The 25,713-nt window shown below is 45.6% G+C and carries 18 protein-coding genes; 12 read left to right on the forward strand and 6 right to left on the reverse strand.

Going from position 1 to position 25,713, the window contains the following annotated elements; translation table 11 throughout:
• Nucleotides 1–86 precede the first annotated feature (86 nt).
• Nucleotides 87–617 carry an endonuclease SmrB gene (gene smrB / locus ZX61_RS21745; RefSeq protein ID WP_049846672.1) on the reverse strand — a complete coding sequence of 177 codons (531 nt, stop codon included), beginning with the start codon at nt 615–617 and terminating at the stop codon, nt 87–89.
• A 64-nt stretch (nt 618–681) separates the two neighbouring features.
• On the opposite strand from smrB, the gene prmB reads away from it, so the two are divergent.
• The 3 genes from prmB (at nt 682) to ZX61_RS21760 (ending at nt 5,021) form a co-directional block, all read left to right on the forward strand.
• Nucleotides 682–1,614, forward strand: coding sequence for a 50S ribosomal protein L3 N(5)-glutamine methyltransferase (prmB, locus tag ZX61_RS21750; RefSeq protein WP_049846673.1), 933 nt, complete (start codon nt 682–684; stop codon nt 1,612–1,614).
• 182 nt (nt 1,615–1,796) lie between these two features.
• Entirely contained in the window at nt 1,797–2,882 is a 1,086-nt protein-coding gene (gene aroC / locus ZX61_RS21755; protein ID WP_049846674.1) for a chorismate synthase, read from the forward strand.
• A 234-nt stretch (nt 2,883–3,116) separates the two neighbouring features.
• Nucleotides 3,117–5,021 (forward strand): bifunctional metallophosphatase/5'-nucleotidase, encoded by a 1,905-nt coding sequence (locus tag ZX61_RS21760; RefSeq protein ID WP_049846675.1) that lies wholly within the window; start codon nt 3,117–3,119, stop codon nt 5,019–5,021.
• A 39-nt stretch (nt 5,022–5,060) separates the two neighbouring features.
• Here the strand turns inward: ZX61_RS21760 and ZX61_RS21765 are convergent, their stop codons facing one another.
• Both ZX61_RS21765 and ZX61_RS21770 read right to left on the reverse strand, forming a co-directional pair.
• Nucleotides 5,061–7,061 (reverse strand): DUF885 domain-containing protein, encoded by a 2,001-nt coding sequence (locus tag ZX61_RS21765; RefSeq protein ID WP_049846676.1) that lies wholly within the window; start codon nt 7,059–7,061, stop codon nt 5,061–5,063.
• A gap of 255 nt (nt 7,062–7,316) precedes the next feature.
• Nucleotides 7,317–7,940, reverse strand: coding sequence for a trimeric intracellular cation channel family protein (locus ZX61_RS21770; protein ID WP_049846677.1), 624 nt, complete (start codon nt 7,938–7,940; stop codon nt 7,317–7,319).
• Nucleotides 7,941–8,158: 218 nt separating this feature from the next.
• Between ZX61_RS21770 and ZX61_RS21775 the strand changes: the two genes are divergently transcribed.
• The gene (locus tag ZX61_RS21775) at nt 8,159–8,689 is read left to right on the forward strand and encodes an elongation factor P hydroxylase (protein ID WP_049846678.1); all 531 of its coding nucleotides are present in this window, start codon (nt 8,159–8,161) and stop codon (nt 8,687–8,689) included.
• A gap of 36 nt (nt 8,690–8,725) precedes the next feature.
• Here ZX61_RS21775 and ZX61_RS21780 read toward each other — a convergent pair whose 3' ends face one another.
• Together ZX61_RS21780 and ZX61_RS21785 are read right to left on the reverse strand one after the other, a co-directional pair.
• Nucleotides 8,726–9,226, reverse strand: a complete 501-nt coding sequence (locus ZX61_RS21780; protein WP_049846679.1) for a hypothetical protein — start codon at nt 9,224–9,226, stop codon at nt 8,726–8,728.
• A 13-nt stretch (nt 9,227–9,239) separates the two neighbouring features.
• The gene (locus tag ZX61_RS21785; protein ID WP_049847000.1) at nt 9,240–11,375 is read right to left on the reverse strand and encodes an LruC domain-containing protein; all 2,136 of its coding nucleotides are present in this window, start codon (nt 11,373–11,375) and stop codon (nt 9,240–9,242) included.
• A gap of 157 nt (nt 11,376–11,532) precedes the next feature.
• Between ZX61_RS21785 and ZX61_RS21790 the strand changes: the two genes are divergently transcribed.
• Both ZX61_RS21790 and ZX61_RS21795 read left to right on the forward strand, forming a co-directional pair.
• Complete coding sequence (locus ZX61_RS21790; RefSeq protein WP_049846680.1) at nt 11,533–11,796, forward strand: YfcL family protein; 264 nt, start codon at nt 11,533–11,535, stop codon at nt 11,794–11,796.
• A gap of 139 nt (nt 11,797–11,935) precedes the next feature.
• Nucleotides 11,936–12,460, forward strand: a complete 525-nt coding sequence (locus tag ZX61_RS21795) for an NADPH-dependent FMN reductase (protein ID WP_049846681.1) — start codon at nt 11,936–11,938, stop codon at nt 12,458–12,460.
• 71 nt (nt 12,461–12,531) lie between these two features.
• Here the strand turns inward: ZX61_RS21795 and mnmC are convergent, their stop codons facing one another.
• On the reverse strand, nt 12,532–14,553 hold the full coding sequence (gene mnmC / locus ZX61_RS21800; RefSeq protein WP_049846682.1) for a bifunctional tRNA (5-methylaminomethyl-2-thiouridine)(34)-methyltransferase MnmD/FAD-dependent 5-carboxymethylaminomethyl-2-thiouridine(34) oxidoreductase MnmC: 2,022 nt from the start codon (nt 14,551–14,553) through the stop codon (nt 12,532–12,534).
• 128 nt (nt 14,554–14,681) lie between these two features.
• Between mnmC and fabB the strand changes: the two genes are divergently transcribed.
• The 6 genes from fabB (at nt 14,682) to accD (ending at nt 25,710) form a co-directional block, all read left to right on the forward strand.
• Nucleotides 14,682–15,893: a beta-ketoacyl-ACP synthase I gene (gene fabB / locus ZX61_RS21805; protein WP_049846683.1), complete on the forward strand. Its 1,212-nt coding sequence runs from the start codon at nt 14,682–14,684 to the stop codon at nt 15,891–15,893.
• A 264-nt stretch (nt 15,894–16,157) separates the two neighbouring features.
• Entirely contained in the window at nt 16,158–17,291 is a 1,134-nt protein-coding gene (locus tag ZX61_RS21810) for a 4-phosphoerythronate dehydrogenase (protein ID WP_049846684.1), read from the forward strand.
• Nucleotides 17,288–18,301: an aspartate-semialdehyde dehydrogenase gene (locus tag ZX61_RS21815; protein WP_049846685.1), complete on the forward strand. Its 1,014-nt coding sequence runs from the start codon at nt 17,288–17,290 to the stop codon at nt 18,299–18,301. The genes ZX61_RS21810 and ZX61_RS21815 overlap by 4 nt, the downstream gene beginning before the upstream one ends.
• Before the next feature lie 203 nt (nt 18,302–18,504).
• A complete protein-coding gene (locus ZX61_RS24410) occupies nt 18,505–23,715 on the forward strand; it encodes a FimV/HubP family polar landmark protein (RefSeq protein WP_049846686.1) in 5,211 nt (1,736 codons plus the stop codon).
• 98 nt (nt 23,716–23,813) lie between these two features.
• The gene (gene truA, locus ZX61_RS21825; RefSeq protein WP_049846687.1) at nt 23,814–24,608 is read left to right on the forward strand and encodes a tRNA pseudouridine(38-40) synthase TruA; all 795 of its coding nucleotides are present in this window, start codon (nt 23,814–23,816) and stop codon (nt 24,606–24,608) included.
• Nucleotides 24,609–24,783: 175 nt separating this feature from the next.
• On the forward strand, nt 24,784–25,710 hold the full coding sequence (accD, locus tag ZX61_RS21830; protein ID WP_049846688.1) for an acetyl-CoA carboxylase, carboxyltransferase subunit beta: 927 nt from the start codon (nt 24,784–24,786) through the stop codon (nt 25,708–25,710).
• Nucleotides 25,711–25,713 lie beyond the last annotated feature (3 nt).

Here is a 25,713-nt window from a genome sequence, read left to right on the forward strand (position 1 = left end):
TCTTGAGGATGACAAGTCAACTTGTTGGAATAAAAGGGCTGACACTAAGCGTCAGCCCTCGAAAACTTCTCCAGCTCTCCAGCCTTCTACTTCTCAGGTATCGAAAGCAGAACCAATAGCGCGCCATCACCACCAAATTCTAATGGAGCTTGGTGAAAAGCCATAACGTCAGGGTGCTGAGCAAGCCATAATGGGGCTTTTTGCTTAAGAATATGTTTACCAATTCCGTGCTGGACACAGGCACATGAGATTTCGTTTTTAATGCAATAAGCGATCATCGCGCCGAGTTCACGTTTGGCTTCTTGCTGAGTCATACCGTGCATATCTAAAAACACATCAGGAACATATACGCCACGGCGCAGGCGTTTTACTTCATAATGGGAAACGTCATCACGAGCATAGCGGGTTGGGCCATCTTCATTGAGAAGTGGTACAAACTCATCAGAAAAGTAAAACTCGGTATCGCTTGCTTCACGGGCGGTGCGGGTAATTTCTTTTTGCTTAGTATTTTTTTTTGGTTGCTGGACTATGGTATCCTGTGACAACTTTTTTACGCCTTGTACTGCATCCCTAAAAAGGGCGAAGTCATCATCTGTATCGGTGTCTTTTTTGCTCATGGGACTAATTAGTAAATATGTATAAATGCAATTAGCAGTATTGTAGCGCTTTTCGGAGGCAATTTTGGATAAGATTTTTGTAGAAGAAGCAGTTTCAGAACTTCACACGCTTCAAGATATGATTCGTTGGACAGTGAGCCGTTTCAACGCCGCGAACCTATTTTACGGTCACGGTACTGACAACGCATGGGATGAAGCGGTTCAGCTAATCCTACCAACGTTGTACTTGCCAATTGATGTGCCTCCGCATGTATTGAACTCACGTTTAACGACTAGTGAACGCATGCGCATCGTTGAGCGTGTTGTAAAGCGCATTAACGAGCGTACTCCAACAGCCTACCTGACTAACCGCGCTTGGTTCTGCGGCTTAGAGTTCTTCGTTGATGAGCGCGTATTAGTGCCACGCTCGCCAATTGGTGAGTTGATTCAAGCAGAGTTCCAGCCTTGGTTAATTGACGAGCCTGCACGTATTATGGACTTGTGTACAGGCAGTGGTTGTATTGCTATCGCTTGTGCTCATGCCTTCCCAGAAGCAGAAGTTGATGCCATTGATATCTCAACCGATGCCCTTCAAGTTGCGGAGCAGAACGTGCAAGATCATGGGATGGAGCAACAAGTTTTCCCTATCCGTTCTGACCTATTCCGTGATCTACCAAAAGAGAAGTACAACATCATCGTGTCTAACCCACCGTACGTGGATGAAGAAGACATGAATAGCTTGCCGGATGAATTCACTCATGAGCCGGAATTGGGTCTTGCAGCAGGTACAGATGGTCTGAAATTAGTTCGCCGCATTTTGGCCAACGCACCAGACTACCTGACAAACAACGGTATTCTTATCTGTGAAGTGGGCAACTCTATGGTTCATATGATGGAGCAATACCCACACATTCCATTTACTTGGATTGAGTTCGAAAACGGCGGACACGGCGTGTTTATGCTGACTCGCGAACAGATGTTAGAACATGCAGCGGAGTTTTCTATCTACAAAGACTAACTCTTCTATTCGATGGTTTTAACGAAACGCTAAGCAGATGTTGCTTGGCGTTTTTTATGCGGGTTAAAAAACAAAATAGATCCTTTTTAGGGGTTTACATCAAACCGTAATAAAGCGACTATGAATTTACGAAGAATTGAAGTGTAAAGCCCAGTTTACGGGTACATAGGATTGAGGAAGTAATGGCAGGAAACAGTATCGGACAACATTTTCGAGTCACCACATTCGGAGAAAGTCACGGTATCGCACTAGGATGTATCGTTGACGGATGCCCTCCGGGTTTAGAAATCACTGAAGCGGATATTCAAGTTGATTTGGATCGCCGTCGCCCAGGCACTTCTCGTTATACCACTCAACGCCGCGAACCGGATGAAGTAAAGATTCTATCTGGCGTATTTGAAGGTAAAACAACGGGTACTTCAATTGGTCTGTTGATTGAAAATACCGATCAACGCTCGAAAGACTATTCAGAAATTAAAGACAAATTCCGTCCGGGCCACGCGGATTACACTTACCATCAAAAGTATGGGGTGCGTGATTACCGAGGTGGTGGTCGCTCTTCTGCGCGTGAAACCGCAATGCGTGTTGCCGCGGGTTCTGTTGCTAAGAAATATCTTAAGCAAGAATTCGGCGTTGAAATCCGTGCTTATCTTTCTCAAATGGGTGATGTTTCAATTGAGAAAGTGGATTGGGACGAGATTGAAAACAATGCATTCTTCTGCCCAGATGCTGACAAGGTAGACGCATTTGATCAACTTATTCGTGATCTGAAAAAGCAAGGTGACTCTATTGGTGCCAAGCTTCAAGTGGTTGCGACCAATGTTCCTGTTGGTCTGGGTGAACCAGTATTTGACCGCCTAGACGCAGATATAGCTCATGCGCTGATGAGCATCAATGCGGTGAAAGGTGTTGAGATTGGTGACGGATTCGATGTTGTAAACCAAAAGGGCAGCGAGCACAGAGATGAGCTAACTCCAGACGGTTTTGCCAGCAACCACGCTGGTGGCATCTTAGGCGGTATTTCTACAGGTCAAGATATCGTGGCGAATATTGCGCTAAAGCCGACTTCAAGTATTACTGTGCCAGGTGAAACCATCACTAAACAGGGTGAGCCAACGCAACTGATCACTAAAGGTCGTCATGACCCATGTGTGGGTATTCGCGCAGTACCTATTGCTGAAGCCATGTTAGCGATTGTGGTATTGGATCATCTGCTTCGTCATCGCGGTCAAAATCAAGGTGTGATGACAGAAACACCAAAGATTTAATCAACCAAAGATTTGAAAACGGCCTCCATTTATGGAGGCCGTTTAGTATGTGTGTCAATAAATATGAAGGCTATCTATTGGTAGGCTAAATGCTAAAGTCTCGTGGTGATATATGTCACAATTTTATTTGTAATAGTAAGGTCAAGTTATCTGTTGTAATGACAGAAATCACACATATATGTCCGCCTTTATACTAGTATCCGCCTGGTTTATTAACAACTAGGTGAATAAAAAATGAACAAGAAGCTGTTATCTTGTGCAATCCCCTTTTTCCTCTCTTTTCCTACATTCGCCGCAGATGGAGACATTCATCAGGTTACCATCTTAGGTACATCTGATATCCATGGTCACTTTATGCCATGGGACTACGCCGCGGATAAACTCAACATGCGTGGAAGCCTTAGCCAAATTGCGACAAAAGTTAAGGATATTCGTCAAGAAGAGTCTAATGTCATCTTGGTAGATGCGGGCGATACGATTCAAGGCAACTTTGTAGAAACCTTCAAAGATGAACCGATTGATCCTATGATGCTTGGCTTTAATGAGATGGATTATGACGTTTGGGTCTTGGGTAACCATGAATTTGATTTTGGCGTCAGTGTGCTCAATCGTTCTCTTAGACAGTTTAAAGGTCAAAGTTTAGCTGGCAACATTAAGCGCCCAGACGGTAACCGATTCCTACCAGGCTACACAATTGTCGAGCGTGGCGGCATAAAAATTGGTGTGATTGGTATGGATACTCCAATGACGGAAGTGTTTGCCAAAGGTACTAACCGTTTAGATGGTATGACATTTACTAACCCTAGCCTCGAAGTGAAAAAGATCATTAAAAAGTTGGATGATCAAGTTGATGCGCTAGTGCTCGTCGCGCACATGGGGATTGATAATGAAAATGACATTGCTGATACGGGCGTTACAGATATTGCCAATATCAACCCAGAGCTAGATGCAATCGTCGCTGGCCATATGCATACACGCATTGATAAGGCTGTCGTCAATGGCGTTATTGTTACGGAGCCGGATAAGTATGGACGTGCACTCTCGCGGGTTGATCTCCAGTTTGAAGAACGTGATGGGCAATACACCTTAGTCAACAAAGACAGCTTTACTTATAAAATAGATGGCATTGTCTCAGACGAAAAAATGGAAGAGTTGTATCAGCCATACCACAAGCGCTTAAGAGAGATGGCTAACCGTCCAATCGCTGAGCTAAAAGGTGTTGACCTAGTCCCGGAAAATGAAATTCGCGGAATTCCGCAGGTTCACGTGCAAGATACGGGGATAAGTGCCTTGTACCAAGAAGCGAGCTTCTATTACTCACCGAAAGCAAATGTGATTGCTCTACAAATTGACAACGATAAAGCGCAGCTTAATGTTGGGACAATTAAGGCCAAAGACATCGCCTACAACTATCAGTATGCAGGTGGCGAAATTACCGTTTATGAGATGACAGGTAAAGACCTTAAGACTTACATGGAGTGGTCAGCAGGGTACTTTAATTCGGTGAAGCCCGGTGATGTGACTTACAGCTTTGACCCAGAGCGTCGCGCATCAAAATACTCGACGAACGACTTTTTTGCAGGTGTAACCTATAAGATCGATTTAACCCAACCGAAAGGTCAACGAATCACAGATCTTAAGTTCGCAGATGGAACCCCTGTTAAAGATGAGACGGCGATTCGACTAGGTATGAATAGCTATCGTATGGGCCACTTGACCAAGCAAGGCGGAGTACTTGAAGGTCGTGACTTTAAAGTGTTGTCAGATTCGAAAGCGGTGTATGGTGAAGAAGAAGGTACGATTCGCAACTTAACCATCCGCTATTTGACTGAACAGAAAAAAGGTCATTACCAAAGCAAGCCGCAAAAGCGTTGGCAGCTAGTGGGCATGGATGATAGCTACGACAAAGAACGAGAAATCGTTAAGGCTTTGATCAATGAAGGGAAAGTATCTGTACCAAGCAGTGAAGATGGAAGATATACCAATATTGCTTCAATCAATGTCAAAGGGCTTAAGTTTGCCAATGACCAAGCAACGAAAGAAGCGTTGCAAATTCGTCAAAGCAAACTTGCCTCAGCCACTGGTCATGAAAAACTGGCTCTAGAGAGAGACATCGCGATAATAGAAGCGATCAACTAATTTAAATGGGCTTGGTAGTACCAAGCCCATTTTCTATCTTTACTTTTTCGACGTTATCCAGTTATTGATGTTTTCGCGCACCACTTCCATCGGCTGTTGCCCGTAGCGCAGAAGGTGGTCATGAAATTCTGCGTAGTCAAACTTATCACCTAATTCAGCCCGTGCTTTGTTCAGTAACTCTTTGATTACTAAGTATCCTGACTTATACGAAACGGCTTGCCCAACATAGGCTGCATAGCGGAAGCTTTCCGATTCTATGTCACCATCCCCGAGTGCTGAGTTAGCCTTCATGTAATCACGAGCTTGCTGGATGCTCCAGCCTTTGCTATGAATACCCGTATCAATGGCTAGGCGCATATTGCGTAGCTGTGCTTCATTAAGGCTACCGAAGTATTGCAGGGCGTTACACTCTTGCTCATCTTGGTATATCCCCCCTTGTAGTTGACTATAATCAGCATTAGGTGCACACATGCCTGTCCCTTTAACAAAGGTGGGCTTTCCTTGATCATCTAACTCGCCGTAGATACCCATCTCCAAACCTAGCCACTCAGTATAGAGCGCCCAGCCTTCACCATAGGCGGTGTACCAAATATCTTTCATATATTCAGGTATCTTGGCAGGTGGGTACTCTTGCGCATAGGCGTTTTGGAAGTGGTGTCCAGGGGCGGCTTCATGAAGTAGCAGAGTAGAGACATTCCATTTTTGTAAGCTGTAGTCGGGATGAGTATTTAGTGTGAAGGTATTGTCATCGTATGAGGCGACGCCCGCATAGAGTTCATCTTCTGCTGGGGCTGGCTCAATGGTGTAGTCTGTTGCTATTGGTTTAAAGTAGCGACTCACGACATCATTGGCGTTAATCTTGAACGGATAGTAATCGGTTAGCGCACTTTCACATGCTGCTGGAGTTGAAGCTTGATTACATACCTCGGCATATTGATGGTTGCTGACTATCTGGCCATCTCGGCCAAAGAAAAACTGTTCACTGTTGAGGTATTTGAAAAACTCCTCAAGATTAATGTTTCCAGAGTCGGTAGTTAGCTCGAAGGTACGTTTCGAAACTCGATTGGTGAGAGGGTTACGGTAATCAGCTTCGACAATTGAGCCTCGTTTACTGACGACCAGTTTGGCGACGCGAATCATTTCGGCCTTGGCATCAGTTACGAGCTGTTCGCCTAAACGATGTAACTCTGCGGCGGATTTTCCTGTTGTACTGTTTCTATCTAAATGCCACTGATACCAGCTTTGTCCGTTAGGTAGATCTCCCCAACCGATGTTTGTGTCGGTAAGCTGGCCATCGCCACGCGCAGTTTTAGTGTACTGTCCGTGAAGGTAAGCGAGTAGCTTTTGTGTTGCGAGTTGCGCTTTGTCGACTTCCTTAGCATATTGCTCTACAAACTTGTCGCTGTACTCTGGCTGAATCTTTAGATCATTCAGGCCGACCTTGAGAATAGAGAAATCATCATAGCTAATCGCATCCACACTACTTTGATATAACCGTTCGGCAAGAACCGTAGGCAATTGTATACCTTCTAATGTGGCAAGTTGGTATTGACTGCGTAGGTTGTTGACCCAGGCGGTATACTCTTGAAGTGTTTCAAGTTGATCTTGATATGTCTTCGTCTCATCTATATCGGTATCGAGAGCAGCGCCTGCTTCTTCGGCATTCCACTGGATATAGTTGTAGAAATGGGTGACAGGTACATCTAGGTTACCAAATCGAGCATTGGCAAAGCTGGCTCCACGGATAGAGATGTTGCGGTCAAAACGAAATGTGTCGTAGTAAACCTTATCTTCATCCGATAGTGCATCGCGATTAATGTCGAGCAGTTTGCTTAGGTAGAGCCTATCAAGAGTTTGTTTTGCTGCGGCCATTTGGTCATTAATGATACCAAAATGCGAGCTATCTAGTGACTTGGATTCAGAGCTGTATTCATCAAGCAGTGTAGATAGTTGTTGCGAAGCGTTTGGTGTGGATAAAGAGCTACACCCAGATAGGGTAAGTGCAAGTATAGAGAGGGTAAGACCTAGTCTATTTTTCATCGTTAGACCTTTCAGCTTATTAATTAGAGGAAAAAGGAAAGGTTGGGCAGAGAGGGCAAAGGCCTGAACTTTTCCTTGTTGGCGGTAAGAGTAAGATAAATTGCCCGTCGGGATTGTGCAAAAGGTCACAGGATTAACTTGCTGATAATTAACCAGTTGTGCACATTAAGTTGAAGGTTTGTGGCTATGTGATTTGTGGGTAAAAACTTGCTAGTAGATGCAAAACCGCCCTGACAAGCAGGGCGGTGACAAATATCAATGAAGAGAACTTTCGGTTTCTAGATGAAATGATGGTAAACGCCACTTAAATCGGACAGCGGCCATACGTAGCATATAGCCGACAATTAAGGTAGAAATGGTTGCTGTTACTTCGTTCACGCCAAGTTCGAGCTGAAGTAGGTACATACCTGACGCGATAAGCGCCACAGAAGCATAAAGCTCTTCATGCAGCACAAGTGGTGTTTGGCGACAGATCAAATCACGTAATAGACCGCCAAATACGCCTGTTACCAATGCAGAAACCATACAGATAAGCGCATGGTGACCCATTCCTATAGCTACTTTAGTACCAATGATACTAAATACGATAAGACCTAGCGCATCAAGTCGAATGAACAAGCCTTTCAGCTTAATGACCCATCTCGCTAAACCCGTTGTAAGAACACCTGCAATACAAGTAATGGCAAGAAACTCTGGATTTTTGACCCAACCTAGCGGGTAGTGGCCAAGTAGAATATCACGTACGGTGCCGCCACCAATAGCTGTGGCACTGGCGACAAGCATGACGCCGAACCAGTCCATTTTACGTCGACCAGCACTTAGCGCACCCGTCATCGCTTCCGCTGTAATACCGATAATATATAAAACACTTAGCAGCATGGTGAATTCTCAATAAATGGCCAAAAAGTTAGGCAGATCACATAAATTTAAGGCGTGAGTGTAGTGGGAAATGTGATCTGTGACGAATGAGATTTTGTTGGTACGAAAGCGGCTTTCAGATAACTATTTCTAATATCACTATATAAGTTGTGGATTTGCAATTACGATTAAAAATGCGAGAATGCTTGCCGCTGTATAAAAACGCTAACCACTGAGCTATGAACCACGACTACCAAGACTTAATCCGTATTTTTAATGACACATTTTTGGCTGACTATAACACCAAACTTGAGCTAGGTGGTGACGAGCCAATCTATCTGCCAGCAGATGAAAAAACACCATACCATCGGATTATTTTTGCTCGTGGTTTTTATGCTTCGGGAATGCACGAAATTGCTCACTGGTGTGTTGCAGGTCCTAAGCGCCGATTATTGGAAGATTTCGGCTACTGGTATGAACCTGATGGTCGTACTGAGCAAGTTCAGGCAGAGTTCGAAAAGGTCGAGATTCGCCCTCAGGCCTATGAATGGATTCTTTCTAAGAGTGCAGGCTTTTCGTTTACAGTGAGTTGCGACAACCTCAATGGTGAATTTGAGCCAGACCGTCTAGCCTTTATGGCTAAAGTACATAGTGAAGTAGGTAAGATCTTTGAGCAAGGAATCCCACTGCGGGTCAAAATGCTATCTGAAGCGTTAAGAGCTTATTATCAGGTCCCTGAGCTAAACTACTCGATGTTTGCAGTGAAATGAAAATCAAGCCGCATGATGCGGCTTGTTTGGTTTCAGTTACTGGATGAGCCAGTTAGTTTCAGGCTGATTGTTATGATTGAGGGTATACACAAGAGGCTGGGTATTGGGTTCCATTACAGACACAACAGCAATGAGTGACTCACAATGATTGGGTACCTGCAACTGGTAGTTTCCTGTTCCTGATTTTAGTGCCGCTTTCACTAAGCATTTGTTGTAATCCACGGATTCTAGATTACCGTCAGCATTGTCACAGATAGAGATGTAGACCAGGGACGAGGCTAAATGAGGTAAGCTCACATCCACATCTACTTGGTAAATCGATGTCAGGCTATTCTCAGGATCAATCTGTAGTGTGCTGAGAGAGACTGGTGTACCGTTGCTTGCTGGTGCTGGTGCTGGTGCTGGTGCTGGTGTAGAAGAATCCGTAGAGCCAGTTGAACCTGAAGATCCTCCTTCACCGCCTCCACCACCGCCACAACCGTAGAGAGGAAGGATAAAAGCGAGCCCAAGTAGCATTGCTGTATTTGAATTCCACATAATCTTCTCTCCTTTAGTCGACATAAATTCTGTTTGTGTTCGGAATGGTGTACCAAGTAGATTCAGTCAGTCCGGTCTCATCTTGAGCAAAGTCGGCGAACTTTGAATAGGCTTGTAAGATGTTGTGTTGCTCAAGCGGATGCTGCCATGTGGTTGGAATCTCAATAGCCCAAGGTAGTCCGTTGATATTATGGTAATGGGTCTCACCATTAGAGGTGTCTAAACCATAAGCCTTGTATCGGATGTCAAACTTGTTAGTGGGGGCTTGATTTTTTAGATGGATCTCTAAACCGCGCCCCGGGTAACCACCACTCAACTGATAGCCAACATCACCGTAATAATGACCTGGAGATGCAAAGATAAACGGGTCGTAAGGGAAATTTGGCATAGTATCGGTGTTAACGGCGTTTTCTAGCGAGAAAGTTAAGCTCCATGTTGGGCGGTAAGTGGTACCACAGTTCTCCTGCGTTCGGAACATGGTACAGCCTTCCGCTTCGCCTGATTCGATGATCTCCCAAAGATCGGTATGGATGATAAATACCGCGTCTGATGTGTCACTTTCTAAACTGCCAGATTGAAGCGTATTGTTCACATAGAGTTGTACTGAATCAGATTTAATGTCTTCGCGATCTACATCAGGTAAGCGAATAGCAAAACCAGAGTGATAATCGCCACCAAGTGCAGCAACTTTGCCCTCGATTTTAATTCGGATAACCTGATTGTTAAGCTGATACTCAGTAAACTTAACGTTCATCAACACATCGTTCATGTCATAGTCACCCACTAGAGGGTATTGATCTTCGTAGGCAAAAGTAGTGAAACCGCCCCCGCTTGGATAAACCTCAGTGACCACACCGCTTTCAGTAATATCCACGAGGTAATCTTCTACCTCCCCCGCAGGTACACCACCACTCGGGCCTATTCCCGAGGTATTTGATACACGAAAGCGAGCCCAAGTTTCTCCTGCAACCGCCCATGTCGGTACTGAGAAGAAGAGGTCTCCAGTGTTGGCATCCACGAACTGATCACTGATGATAATTTCGTTAGATTCAAATTCTCCATCGCGATCGAAGTCGATCCAAGCATTGAGTACCGAGTTATCCGTTGCTCCGGAGACGGTCGCAATAATTTTGCTGGTTTGACCTACTTGAATAGGTACTGGGAACTGAATGCCGTCATCGTCATTGCTGCCGTCGGAAATGTCATCGCTGAGTGGGTATGGGCTGGCATCGGTTTCTCCGTCAACTAAAGCACCGAGCTTAAGGTCAGACATACCGTGTCTAGCACCTGATGAAGCGAAGGTGGTTTTGTAAGAGTCTGGGGCGTCACCGAAATCGGTGTACTCGCTAGGCTCGACAGGCGCTAAAGCACAGCGAGCACCGTCATTCGAATTACTTGATGGTCCATAAGCAAAGAACTCGGCCGTTGAGCTAGTGCCATTGATGGAAACTTTAAACACATAGCCATTACTGTTGTTACTGGCATAGAAGTTACCATCCACGTCAAAGTAGACCGCGCCGAAAGTCAGGCGATAGCCAAGTACGTTTTTGTCGAGTAATTGGTTTAGTCGGGTTGAGGTACCTGCGCTGACATCAATTTGCCATAGATAGCCATTGGCATCGATTGAGTAGGCTAATCCGTTATCTGGATGGAACGCTAAATCGTAGATGGAGGGGTTACCAAATTGACTTGGTGGAGAAGATAACTCCATAACCAAGCTATCCAAATCTATTCGATATAAGCCGTAGTTTGGTCGATAGCCATACCAGGCATTTTCATCGATAGAAACGTCACCGACGTAGATTGAAGTCGGTGCGCCAGCAGGCTTTGAAACATTCAGTAGCGTCTTGGTAAAGGTTGAATCAATTCGAGAAAGCGAGGCAACACCGTAATCCCAACCATAGATGAAGTCATCATGCTTGCTATAACCGACTCCGTTTAGCTTATCTAAGCCTAAGTTAGAATCTAGAGTGATGTAGCTACCGACATCAATGTTAACACCATAAGCTACTGGCGTTCCGGTCGGATTTTGAATTAAGAATGCCTGTGTAGGGCACTCCGTAAAAGGTATTTCTGCCATAGCCATTGACGAGCCATTTAAAGCGACAGCGACCATAGCTATTTGATGAGCAATGCGTTTTATTTGCATTGGTTCTTCCTCGCTGAACTTAGGTGAATATTTGAGGAAGTGCACAGGGCGTGCCATACGCGAAAGCCTTGCTATTACTAGGGTTTGCGTTGGAATTCTCAATGTGAGAAGCTTGGCGTTCTTTTTGAGAAGCAAACTGATTAGGCGTTAACGCAAAATGATTATTGAATTTGAAGAACAGCTGCTAGAGCTAATTGATGCACGTATTTCATCGGCATCGGATGATGAGTTGTTTGCTGGTGGTTATCTACGAGGTCATATTTCTTTGTCAGCAGCAGCATGTGAAGAAGAAGGCATTAACGATGTCGAAACGTTGAAAGAACGAATCCAAGCCAGCTTAGATGACGCACGCTCCGAATTAACACCTGCTGACCGTACTATAGTTAACGACCTGTGGGTTGAGTTAGTTAACAACGCGTAATCAGACTCGCACAAATGGTCTTAAATTAGGGGTTGTTCGAATTTTTCGAACAACCCCTTAAATTTTTTATGGTTGTTGCTTTTCTGCTCGATGGATATTCTTTTTAGCACATATCGAGAAACGAATAGGAAATCAGATTATGAAAATTGTAGCCTTTGGAGCATCAACCAGCTCAACATCAATTAACAAGACTCTAGCGACATATGCTGCGAATCAGATTGAGGGAGCCGACATTTCTGTTCTCGATTTAAATGACTATCAAGTTCCTATGTTTAGTGAAGACGTAGAGAAAGCAATTGGCCAGGCAGAAGGTGCGAAAGCGTTTTTGGCCGACCTAGCGGCTGCGGATGCGATTGTTGTCTCTTTTGCTGAACATAATGGCTCTTATCCAGCTGCTTATAAGAACCTATTCGACTGGTCTACACGTATTGAGCGTAACGTCTTCCAAGAGAAGCCAGTTGTATATCTTGCGACTTCTCCAGGACCGGGTGGTGCGCAAACCGTTCTAGCGGCTGCTACTGGCTCAGCGCCTTACTTTGGCGCACAGGTGAAAGCTTCAGTTTCAGTACCAAGTTTCTACGACAACTTTGATTTAGAAACAGGTCAGTTCCGCAATCAAGACATTGCTGAACAGATTAAACAAGCCGTCGCTAGCCTCGCATAGTCATTAGGGGAGTATTAAAAAACGCTGCCACCACTTGGAAGTGAGTGGCAGCGTTTTGTTATCTGGGGTACTTAAAGTTCTGTAATTGCTTTGCCCTTACGTAACTTTCGAACCCACATCCTGCTTGGGTGAAGCGTTTCCAATACGTCAACTGGCAATGGCAAGGGATCACCACAGATCTGCGAAGCAAGTGTCTCTGCCAGTAAAGGTGCAGAGCATAAACCTCTAGAGCCCAATCCCAGCATACAATATAGATTTGGGTAACTCGGGACATCTACTGCGTTCTTAGCTGGTTTTTTCTTGTGTATGTCAGCATAGACTTGTTTTATTAGTTCTAGCTTACCTACGTTGCCAATAAATGGCAGGTGATCTCGGCTTACGCAACGAATGCCTTGGCGAGACAGGTTACCAGAGGTATCGACTTGGTTAGGCCAATCTTGGTTTGAAATGCATTTGTGTAGTTTGTCACCATTATCCTGTTGTGCCTGTGGGTCAAACTCGGTATCCAGATGTGAACGATCGTAGCTGGCACCAATACAATGATGATCATTGTTAAGGTTGACTGGCGTCATATAGCCATCGTAGCAAAGCACAGTTTTGAGCTGAGACAGTTCGTCTGTTGTCGGTATATGACTAACCTGACCTTTTACCTGACCAAGGGGAATCTTCGCAGTTTGTTCTAGCTGGTCAAACTGGTGTCCATTAGCAACCACAACGGTTGAGTGTGTAAAGTTTTTTTCACCGGATAAAAGTGTCCAAGTTTGCGTCTCTTCGTTCCAATCTAGAGCGTCTATCTTGGTTTCAAACCGTGTATCAAATAATTTGCTTTGCTCAAGTTTAGTAATTAAACCTTGAGTTAATTCAGCAGGGCACAGCCAACCGCCAAGTGGATAATGGACACTTTCTATATCGATCGGCAGTCCGATAGTCGCACTGGTTTGCGATTGATCTAGACGGTGAATAAGCTGTTGGTCAAAACTGCCCTTTAACATCCTGTCTAATTTCTCGCTCGATTTCTCATCCCACATTAGCTGGGTGACACCACACCAGTCGTGATCGAAAGTTATCTGCTCGGCTGTTTGTTCAACAAACTGACGAGCAAAAAGAAAGGCCGGAGCGAATACACGAGAAACTCCCGAGTGATCGCCATTAAGTAGCGGATAGACAGCTCCTTGGCGGTTACCTGAGGCCCCCTGAGCAGGTTTAGCATCTTGGCAATACAGAGTGACCTTCTTTCCGCGCCGGACTAGCATTTTAGCCAAAGTCGCACTGGCAATGCCGCCACCGACTATCGCAATGGATCCTGACGAATTAGCCGGAGTTCGCGCGAACCAAGGCTTAATATTGGTGGTGGTTTGGCGCTTGGGTAAATGGCCCGCAATCATATCTCGTTTAGTGCCAAAACCTTTGACTTTCTTCATTTCGAAACCCGCTTCAATTAAGCCTCTACGAACAAAGCCCGCAGCGGTAAATGTCGCACAGGTACAATCTTGCCTTGCTAGTTTTGCCATGCCATTGAATAAATTCTGATTCCACATTTCTGGGTTCTTGCTCGGGGCAAAACCATCTAGGAACCAAGCATCAACAATTCCTTTTTCCCCGACAGGCACTCTTGGCATGCAATCTTTAATATCACCGAACCATAAATCGAGGGTGATCGCACCTTCCTCAAGCACTACTCTATGACACTCAGGAACCGCGATAGGGTAGTGCTTTTGTAGTTTTTCAGCGTATTCGGCAAGCTCAGGCCAAGACTGATGCGCCTTGATCAAATCATCTCGACTGAGTGGATATTTCTCAAAGCTCACGAAATGGAGTTCTTTTAGTGGCGCATCCGGGTGTTGCTGCTTAAATTGATCAAACCACTGCCATGCCGCTAGGAAGTTCAAGCCAGTGCCGAAGCCAGTTTCAGCAATAATAAAACGGCGCTGGTCATAGGTTTGCCATCTTTGTGGGAGATGATTCTGGTGCAGAAACACGTAGCGGGTTTCTTCGAGACCATTCACATTGGAAAAATAGACATCATCAAACTGATCGGAAACAGGCGTACCTGTATCGTTCCAGCCTAGTTGAGCATTGGTAATCGAGGTCATAGTGTCGGAAATATGTAAATAAAAGCGATAATATGATTGCAATTGTACGGTTTTAAGGGAAAGCTGACCACTTTTCCCCGCTATCTTAGTTATCATCTAGCGGATTTTTGAATTATAGGAATGTCATAATGAAACGAGTCGTAATCACCGGTATGGGTATTGTTTCAAGTATCGGTAACAACGTCGAAGAAGTTTTAGCGTCTCTAAAAGCAGGTAAATCTGGTATTACTGCCTCTGAGCAGTTTAAAGAACAAGGTCTTCGTTCACAGGTTTGGGGTGATCTAAAAATCAACCCAGCAGAGCACATTGACCGTAAACAGATGCGCTTTATGGGTGATGCGGCTGCTTATGCATACCTATCAATGCAGCAAGCAATTGAAGACGCAGGTTTAACAGACGATCAAGTTTCAAATGATCGCACTGGTATTGTTGCAGGTTCTGGCGGTGCATCGGCACTAAACCAAACTGTCGCGACAGATACAATGCGTGCCAAAGGCGTAAAACGTGTTGGTCCTTACATGGTTCCTCGTACTATGTCTTCAACGGTTTCTGCGTGTCTTGCGACACCATTTAAAATTCGTGGTGTGAACTACTCAATGAGTTCGGCTTGTGCAACATCGGCGCACTGTATCGGTCACGCAATGGAGCTTATCCAACTTGGCAAACAAGACATCGTATTTGCTGGTGGTGGTGAAGAGCTAGATTGGTCTCAAACTATGATGTTTGATGCGATGGGCGCACTGTCAACTAAATACAATGAAACCCCTGATCAAGCCTCTCGTACTTACGATGCAAACCGTGACGGTTTCGTTATCTCTGGTGGCGGCGGTATGTTGGTTATCGAAGAGCTTGAACATGCACTAGCACGTGGCGCGAAAATCTACGGTGAGATCGTAGGTTACGGTGCAACCTCTGATGGCTACGACATGGTTGCTCCATCGGGTGAAGGCGCGGTTCGCTGTATGAAGATGGCGATGCAAGACGTTGACAGCATCGACTACGTAAACACGCACGGCACATCTACACCAGTTGGTGACGTAAAAGAGCTAGGTGCAATTCAAGAGCTATTTGGTGACAACAGCCCAGCGATTTCAGCAACTAAAGCGATGACAGGTCACGCTCTAGGTGCAGCAGGCGTTCACGAAGCAATCTACTCAACACTAATGTTAGATAACAGCTTTATCGCACCAAGTATTAACGTTGAAGCGTTAGATGAAGCTGCGAACGGTCTAGATATCGTGACTGAGAAGCGTGATGCAGAGTTGACGACAGTGATGTCAAACAGTTTTGGTTTTGGTGGCACAAACGCTACGCTAGTTATCAAGAAGTACCAAGGCTAACTGAATTTGCTCATTACAGCATGTAATGGGTAATCCAGTTTCCAGAGCTGACTAACCTTTAGCAATAAAGGTTAGTCTAACAGACGCAGACTTTAACCCATGGAGAGCGGGTTAAGATCCTTTTGTTCTGGACTATTGCCCGGCCAAGTGCCGGGCATTTTTCTATCTAATACCAATCGGAATAATAGGTGATCAGATAATTACTCGACACCGACTCACCTTTTTTGCACAATCAATGCCATTCAAAGCCAAATCGATAAACCCATGAAAATTCTTGTAGATGAAAATATGCCTTATGCTGAACAGCTTTTTAGTCAGCTAGGAGAGGTTGTTTTAAAATCCGGTCGCACACTGACCGCGGATGACTTAATCGATGTTGATGCGCTTATGATTCGCTCGGTGACTAAAGTCAACGCGGAGCTAATTAGTAAAGCCAACAAGTTGAAATTTGTCGGTACCGCAACGGCGGGAATGGATCATGTCGATCAAGCTCTACTCAGAGAGAAGGGCATTTACTTTACCGCTGCACCGGGCTGTAACAAAGTGGGTGTTGCTGAGTATGCATTCAGCGTGATGATGGTGCTTGCTCAGTTGCATGGTTTTTCAGTGTTTGATAAAACCGTTGGAATTATTGGAGCAGGTCAAGTCGGTAGCTACCTGCAAAAATGCTTAGAAGGCATCGGCATTAATGTGTTGATCAACGATCCACCTAAACAAGCTGAAGGGGATTCTCGTCAATTTACTCCTTTGTCTGAATTGTTGGATCAAGCAGATATTATTACTCTGCATACCCCCATCACACGTGATGGTGAGCACCCTACGCATCACCTAATTGATCAAGCAGTGTTGGAAACGTTACGTGGTGACCAAATTTTAATCAATGCGGCTCGTGGCCCTATTGTCGATAACTCTGCACTAAAAACGCGTTTACAGAAGAATGATGGCTTCGTTGCGGCATTGGATGTGTTTGAATTTGAGCCAGAGGTTGATATGGAGCTTCTGCCTCTGCTAGCATTCGCAACCCCTCATGTCGCAGGTTATGGCTTAGAGGGGAAAGCTCGCGGTACGACAATGATCTTCAATAGCTATTGCGAGTTTCTAAACAATGAATTACGTGCGCATGCTAGTGACTTGCTGCCAATTGCGCCAGTTCCACAGCTCTCTTTAGATCGCGAGTGGGACGAAGCAACACTGCACAACATCACGCAGCTAGTCTATGATGTGCGTAAAGATGACGCCTTATTCCGACGCGAAATCAGCAAGCCTGGTTCGTTTGACCTGATGCGTAAAAACTATTGGGATCGTCGTGAGTACAGTGCAGTCACGTTAGTCGGTGGAGAGTCATGCAATCTATCCCCACTAGCAAAACTAGGTTTTCAGGTTGAGGTAAGTCAATGAGCCAACAATATAATGTTGCAGTTTTAGGCGCGACTGGTGCAGTCGGCGAAACAATTATAGAAGTGCTGCAAGAGCGCAAATTCCCAGTGGGTGAGATTTACCTTTTAGCCAGTGAGCGCAGTGAAGGTAAGACTTATCGCTTTAACGGTAAAACTGTCCGAGTTCAAAACGTAGAAGAGTTTGACTGGTCTCAAGCACATATCGCGTTGTTTTCCGCAGGTGGTGATTTATCTGCTAAATGGGCGCCAATCGCTGCAGATGAAGGTGTTATCGTGATTGATAACACGTCACAGTTCCGCTACGAGTACGATATTCCACTTGTAGTGCCTGAAGTGAACCCTGAAGCGATTGCCGAGTTCCGTAACCGCAATATCATCGCTAACCCAAACTGCTCAACGATTCAGATGTTGGTTGCCTTAAAGCCAATTCACGATGCAGTGGGTATTGAGCGTATTAATGTATCAACTTACCAGTCAGTGTCGGGTGCAGGCAAAGCGGGTATTGATGAGTTAGCAGGTCAAACGGCTAAGCTTCTTAACGGTATGCCAGCAGAAAATGAAGAGTTTTCACAGCAAATTGCGTTTAACTGTATTCCGCAGATCGATCAGTTTATGGAAAACGGTTATACCCGCGAAGAGATGAAGATGGTTTGGGAAACACAGAAAATCTTCAACGATCCAGGTATTACTGTAAACCCTACCTGTGTTCGTGTGCCTGTTTTCTATGGTCATGCGGAAGCAGTCCATCTAGAAACATGTGCACCAATCGATGCGCAAGAAGTGATTAATCTGCTAGAGCAAACTGAAGGTGTCGAAGTTTTCCATGGTGATGACTTCCCAACACAAGTTCGCGATGCAGGCGGTAAAGATCATGTGATGGTAGGTCGTATCCGTAACGATATCAGCCACCATAGCGGAGTAAACCTGTGGGTAGTGGCAGACAACGTTCGCAAGGGTGCGGCAACGAATGCAGTGCAAATCGCAGAAGTTCTGATTCGCGATTACTATTAAATCACTGTTGATAATTGTCCAACTAAAGCCTCGCCATAGTGTGAGGCTTTTTTAATCGAATTTTGAAAAATTGTGTGAGATTAATGCGAATATGGCGCCGGACACACATTTTTTACCTCTCCACCTATAGTTTTGAGTGGTTTATCCGATATATTTAACAGATCATCGTCATTAATTTAATTGAGCACATAGCTGAGCCTTATATGCGTCGAATTTTACAGCGTCTACTGTTGCCCCTAGCAATGGTTGCCGTGACTCAAACTACTATCGTAAACGCGGAGAGCATTCGCCTTAAAGGGCCAAATGGTGAGATCCAGTCATCTCCCCAATTCTCAGAGCCCCTTACTCGTAATACGCGTGCGACAGCGGAGCCTTCTCAATTCTATGGCCCGACCACAGAACAAGAAACTTTGTGGAGTATTGCCTCTCAATTGCGACCTTCTCGTGCGGTCACTGTACAACAAACGCTATATGCCATTTTTCAACTCAACCCTCAGGCGTTTGAAAACCAGAATATCCACGAACTCATTCCACAAAGTACGATTCGTATTCCTTCACTGAGTCAAGTTCGCGCCGTCTCTACTCAGGAAGCTGTCAACGTGATGGCAGCTCACCAAGCGCGTTTGGGTAAAGCACCCGCTGTTAAGCCACCACAGCAGACAGCCTCAAAAGTGCAGGTTACCCCCGTCTCTCAACCTGTCGAATCACTCAAGGTTACAGACAAGGGCACTGATACTAATCAGGAGAAGATGGTTGATAAAGACAGCGATCTAAAAGCGATTGCTGAGCAAGAGAAGCAAAAACAGGTTAAATCACTCGAAAACCAGCTTGAGACTTCTGAAACAGAACTAATGGCATTGGAAGAGAAGAACCATAAACTGCGTCTAATGCTTGCTGATGTCCAGTCTGAAGTGGATGTTCTTAAAGATGAACTCGGTGATGAAGACCGCATTCGGACTGAAGTTGAAAAGCTACTTGAAGCGGAGCGGCAGCGCTTAGCAGAAGAACAGAAAATGGCCCCATCTGCGATGGATCAGCTGTTCTCGAATACTTGGTTAGTGGCAGCACTTGCGATTATTCCTGGGCTATTAATTGGCCTGATCGTTATGATGTTGTTAGGCCGCCGTTCAAAAGAAGAACCACAAGCAGCACCCGTTGCGCAGCAGCCTGTGCAACCTGTTGCTCCTGTTGCGGCAGAGACCCTCAACGAAGACCTTGATGATGACCTGCTACTCGATGATGATTTGTTTGGTGAATCAGACAAAGACGAAGAAGAGCTGTTTGGCGACGACTCGGCCGATCCGGATGAAGTAGACGTCTTTGCCGATTTAGATGATGGTGATCTCGACTTTAACCTTGAAGGTGAAGACAGCGATGATCCGTTTGCTGGCATTGGTGATGATGGTGATTTAGATGAATCGCTCGCTGATGCAGACGTTGACATGAGTTCCAACGGCATTAGCGTTAATGGTGATGATAAAGCGCTTGGTCTTGAAGAGATGGAGCGTGCCCTTGATGAAGTCGTCATTGAGGAATCGGATGACGAAGGATTCGACTTGTCAGATGATGGCGAGTTTTCTCAAGATGAATTGGACTCATTGCTCGCTGATGATGGTGGCACTGAAGAGTTAGGTACAGATGAGCTTGATCAGTCACTATTGGACGACTTATTCAATGAAGCTCAGGATGACAGCAACGAAGACTTAGATTTCGATAGCTTACTTGATGAAGGTGAAGACAGCTTCGATTTAAGTGACGAATCTAGCAGTGATATATCTGAACCGAGCCTTGCTTCTGATAGCGAAATTGACGATATCTTTGCCCAGATGGAAGCGCAAGCTGATCTAGAAACGCTTGAAGCGAATGCGGTTGATGAAACTGCGCTGCTAGATGAAGAAGGCGTGCAAGTTAGCGAAGACAGCACTGAATTATTAGACGAACTCCTAGATGAAACGGAAGAACTGTCAAAAGATAGCGTCGAAGAGAGTGACGTATTTGATGAGCTAATTGCTGTTGATGAGCCTGCTGAAGAAAGTACAGACCTATTAGATGAATTTATTGCTGAATCTGCTGATGATATAGACCTAGATTCTGAGCTTGATGAATTAATTGCTGATGATGCAGCAGAAGGTGATATTGATTTAGCCGATAGTACTGATTTACTCGCTGATGTGGTTGATTCTGAACCTCAAATAGAGCAAAGCGTAGAGCTTGGTGATGACGCAACGGATTTATTTGAAGAGTTACTTGAAATTGATCAGCGCGACGAGTTGGCGGAGCCTGAGGTAGCAACGGAACCATCCGTTGAACAATCTGCCGTTGAGCCAGAAACACAAACTACAGCTGATAAGGACTTTGCTAGCGAAGATTTTATCGATGATCTGTTAAGTGTTGCCCCCGAAGGCGACCCGTTGCTTGACGAGTTAGAGCTTGATGATGTTCCCGATGTTGATCCTATTGATGACATTGTATTAGACACAGAAGTCGATCAAGCTATGCTTGCAGAGCCAGAGCCAGAGCCAGAGCCAGAGCCAGAGCCAGAGCCAGAGCCAGAGCCAGAGCCAGAGCCAGAGCCAGAAGAAGATGAAGACGATTGGCTAACAACGGCTATTGAAGACTTTGAGAATCCTCAAGACGAACTTGATGAGCCTACCGATATCGATGAAGTAGACAGTCAAGACGTGCTGTCCAATGAAGGTGTTGCTGAGCAAGCTCCAAGTGAAGATGAACCAGAAGAAGATTGGCTGACTTCAGCAATTGATGAGGTTGAAAGTCCACACACGGCGTCTGAACCCGCTCAAGTTGTAGAGACATCTTCAGCCTCTTTGAATGAGTCGTCAGCGACCTCAGGTGCTGAACAGCAAGCAATTGTTGAAGATGATTTGCTTGCGCAGCAAGAGCAAAATGACACACTGAAAGAAGAGGCTCCAGAGGCTCCAGAGGCTCCAGAGGCTCCAGAGGCTCCAGAGGCTCCAGAGGCTCCAGAGGCTCCAGAGGCTCCAGAGGCTCCAGAGGCTCCAGAGGCTCCAGAGGCTCCAGAGGCTCCAGAGACTCCAGAGACTCCAGAGACCTCAGAAGAATCCAAGTCTTCACCATCTATTCCAGAAGCTATCCCAAATGAGTTTGGTGTTCCTCAAGACGATGATTGGTTAATTGATGAGCCTCAAACTGAAGAAGCTCAAGCAGAAGATACTTTGGCCTCTCAAGCACCAGCCGAACCAGAAGTGCAAGAGCCTGTAGAGCTAGATTTGCCTGATATAGCTCAAGAGCGTGTCGCCGAAGACCCACAGCCAGAAACAGAGGTATCAACAGCAGAGCTTGAAGAGGAATCTTTCGAACTCGATGAGCTAGAGCTACCAGAATTTGGTGAAGAAGAAGCGCTCGCTGAGGTTGCCGACGAGCCGCAGCCAGAATCGGAAGCGCCTGCCGTAGAGCTTGAAGAGGAATCTTTCGAACTCGATGAGCTAGAGCTACCAGAATTTGGTGAAGAAGAAGCGCTCGCTGAGGTTGCCGATGAGCCGCAGCCAGAAGTAGAAGCTCTTGCCGTAGAGCTGGAAGACGAATCTCTCGAACTCGATGAGCTAGAGCTACCAGAATTTGGTGAAGAAGATGAGCTCGCTGAGGTTGCCGACGAGCTGCAGCCAGAAGCGGAAGCGCCTACTGCTGAACTTGAAGGCGAATCTTTCGAACTTGATGAGCTAGAGTTACCAGAATTTGGTGAAGAAGAAGCGCTCGCTGAGGTTGCCGACGAGCCGCAGCCAGAAGCGGAAGCACCTACTGCTGAGCTAGAAGAGGAATCTTTCGAACTCGATGAGCTAGAGCTACCAGAATTTGGTGAAGAAGAAGCGCTCGCTGAGGTTGCCGACGAGCCGCAGCCAGAAGTAGAAGCTCCTGCCGTAGAGCTTGAAGATGAGTCATTCGTTCTTGATGAGCTAGAGCTACCAGAATTTGGTGAAGAAGAAGCGCTCGCTGAGGTTGCCGACGAGCCGCAGCCAGAAGCGGAAGCACCTACTGCAGAGCTTGAAGAGGAATCTTTCGAACTCGATGAGCTAGAGCTACCAGAGTTTGGTGAAGAAGAAGCGCTCGCTGAAGTTGCCGACGAGCCGCAGCCACAAGCGGAAGCACCTACTGCTGAGCTAGAAGATGAATCATTCGATCTCGACGAGCTAGAGCTACCAGAATTTGGTGAAGAAGAAGCGCTCGCTGAGGTTGCCGACGAGCTGCAGCCAGAAGTTGAAGCGCCTACTGCTGAGCTAGAAGATGAATCATTCGATCTTGATGAGCTAGAGCTACCAGAATTTGGTGAAGAAGAAGCGCTCGCTGAAGTTGCCGACGAGCCGCAGCCACAAGCGGAAGCACCTACTGCTGAGCTAGAAGATGAATCATTCGATCTCGACGAGCTAGAGCTACCAGAATTTGGTGAAGAAGAAGCGCTCGCTGAGGTTGCCGACGAGCTGCAGCCAGAAGTAGAAGCTCCTACTGCTGAGCTAGAAGATGAATCATTCGATCCTGATGAGCTAGAGCTACCAGAATTTGGTGAAGAAGAAGCGCTCGCTGAGGTTGCCGACGAGCCGCAACTAGAAGCGTCTACCGCTGAATCTGAAGAAGAGTCTATTGAAATTGCAGAGTCAGATCTTCCTCAATATAACGAAGAAGATGCTCTCGAAGATTTGGAGCCAACCAGTGATGAGTTAGCGCAGGATGACTTTGAGCTAGAGCCCGTAGAGCTACCTGAACTAAGCGAAATACCTTCCGAAAATGTTGCACCTTCAGTAGATGAGATCGAATTAGCACACCAAGATTATGATGAGAGAGCGTTTGATGAATTGCTGTCTGAAGAACAGCCTGAAACAGCAAACTTCTCATTCGAGACGCCAATAGATACAACGACGTCTGATAGTGCAGGGATGGATATTGATGCGATGCTTGAAATGGGCGAAGACTGGAATGGCTTTAGTCTTTCGCCTGAGCAACAGGCAAGTATTCCAGATGATATTCCTGAAGACCAGGCGGATGTGTGGTCGCAAGACAATACACCAGAACAGGCGAAAATTCTTGAAGAAAACTGGGAAGAGCAATCGGATCTTGAAGAGTTTAACCCCAATGAAAACAACTACCGCACTATTGACGAGTTAATGGCTGAAGTGGAGTCTGAAGAAGAACAATCTGTTGATGACGAGCTGAAACTAGATGTTGGCTTGAATGACTTCCCTGATGTGATTGGCGATATTGGTGATGCAACTGATGTCGATGCTAACGCTGAAGCAGCAGGTAAGCTAGACCTTGCAAAAATCTATATCGAGATGAATGACTCACAAGGAGCCATCAAGCTTTTAGAAGAAGCCATTGTTGATGGTAGTGATGAAATCCGCCAAGAAGCAAAAAACCTTATCGATATCATCAATAAGGGGTAAGTAACCTCGTTCTACAAGGGGGCAGTTTAGCCCCCTTGTTTTTTGGTATATACTTCTGCCCCCATTATTCGGCCCAAAATTTCAACGAGAACACCCTGATGAGAATTGCTTTAGGTATTGAATACAACGGTACTCAGTATTTTGGTTGGCAGCGCCAACGAGAAGTTAAAAGCGTACAAGAGAAGCTAGAACACGCGTTGAGCATCGTTGCAAACCATCCTATCGAAGTCCAATGTGCTGGACGTACAGACGCAGGCGTACATGGTACGGGCCAGGTTGTTCATTTCGACACCACAGCAACACGCAAAATGGTCGCTTGGACGATGGGAGTCAATGCTAACTTGCCTGATGATATCGCTGTACGCTGGGCTAAAGAAGTGCCAGAAGCCTTTCACGCCCGTTTTTCTGCCACAGCGCGTCGTTACCGCTACATCATTTTTAATAGTGCATTACGACCAGGAATTCTTTCTTCAGGTGTCAGCCACTACCACGGCGACCTTGACGAAAAGAAGATGCACCAAGCAGCGCAATACCTGCTGGGAGAAAATGACTTCACTTCTTTTAGAGCTACTCACTGTCAATCACGTAGCCCGTGGCGCAATATGATGCACATCAACGTGACTCGTCATAATCAGTATGTGGTGATCGATATTAAAGCCAATGCATTTGTTCATCATATGGTTCGTAATATCACGGGTAGTCTGATTTGTGTTGGCCGTGGTGATCAAAATCCAGAGTGGATAAAAGAGCTATTAGAGATCAAAGATCGCAAGCAGGCTGGGGCAACGGCAAAGGCAGCAGGTTTGTACCTAGTTGATGTTGATTATCCTGAAGAATTCCAATTGCCAAGAGTGCCGATTGGGCCACTATTTTTGCCAGACAATTTGAACTAATACGTGGTAAATTGTCGAACTAATCAGGTTTTTAGTGTGTGTGGAATTGATTCAAGAAATAGGTACAACCAGTTTTTTGTCTACACTTGGCATTTAATATGCTTTAATCCTCACGCGTAAATTCAGAATTTGTATCCTTCGCTTTAAGCGCGGGAGTAGAGAGAAAAGGTCTTCCATGAGTTGGCTTGAAAAGATTTTAGAAAAAAGCAATATCGTTAGTTCACGTAAAGCGTCAATCCCTGAAGGGGTTTGGACAAAATGTACTTCATGTGAACAGGTGCTTTACCACGCTGAACTAGAGCGTAACCTAGAAGTATGTCCGAAATGTGACCATCATATGCGTATGAGAGCACGTCGTCGCCTTGAAACATTCCTAGACGAAGATAATCGTGTAGAGATTGCCGACGAGCTTGAGCCGCAAGATAAGCTGAAGTTTAGAGATTCAAAGAAATACAAAGATCGTATTTCTTCGGCTCAGAAAAATAGTGGCGAGAAAGACGCGCTAGTTGTAATGAAAGGTGAGCTACTTGGTCAGCCTATCGTTGCCTGTGCATTCGACTTCTCTTTCATGGGCGGTTCAATGGGCTCTGTTGTTGGTGCTCGCTTCGTTCGTGCAGCTGAAGCCGCAATGGAAGCCAACTGTGGTCTAGTGTGCTTCTCTGCAAGTGGTGGTGCACGTATGCAAGAGGCGTTGATGTCTCTTATGCAAATGGCAAAAACCAGTGCTGCGCTAGAGCGTATGTCTGCCAAAGGCTTACCGTTTATTTCAGTAATGACAGACCCAACTATGGGTGGTGTTTCTGCTAGTTTAGCCATGCTTGGTGACGTTAACATTGGTGAGCCTAAAGCACTGATTGGTTTTGCAGGTCGCCGAGTTATTGAACAAACGGTACGTGAAGATCTACCGGAAGGCTTCCAACGTAGTGAGTTCCTTCTTGAGCACGGTGCGATTGACATGATTGTTGATCGTCGTGAAATGCGTCAACGTATCGGTAGCCTAATGGCGAAGATGAACAACAATCCATCACCTTTGGTGGTTTCTGTTAACGATTCGCCAAATGAAGCTGCTTATTCTGTACCAGAAGCAGACGAAAAAGGGTAAAGT

Source organism: Vibrio sp. VPAP30 (assembly GCF_001188205.1).
GTDB lineage: Bacteria > Pseudomonadota > Gammaproteobacteria > Enterobacterales > Vibrionaceae > Vibrio > Vibrio bivalvicida.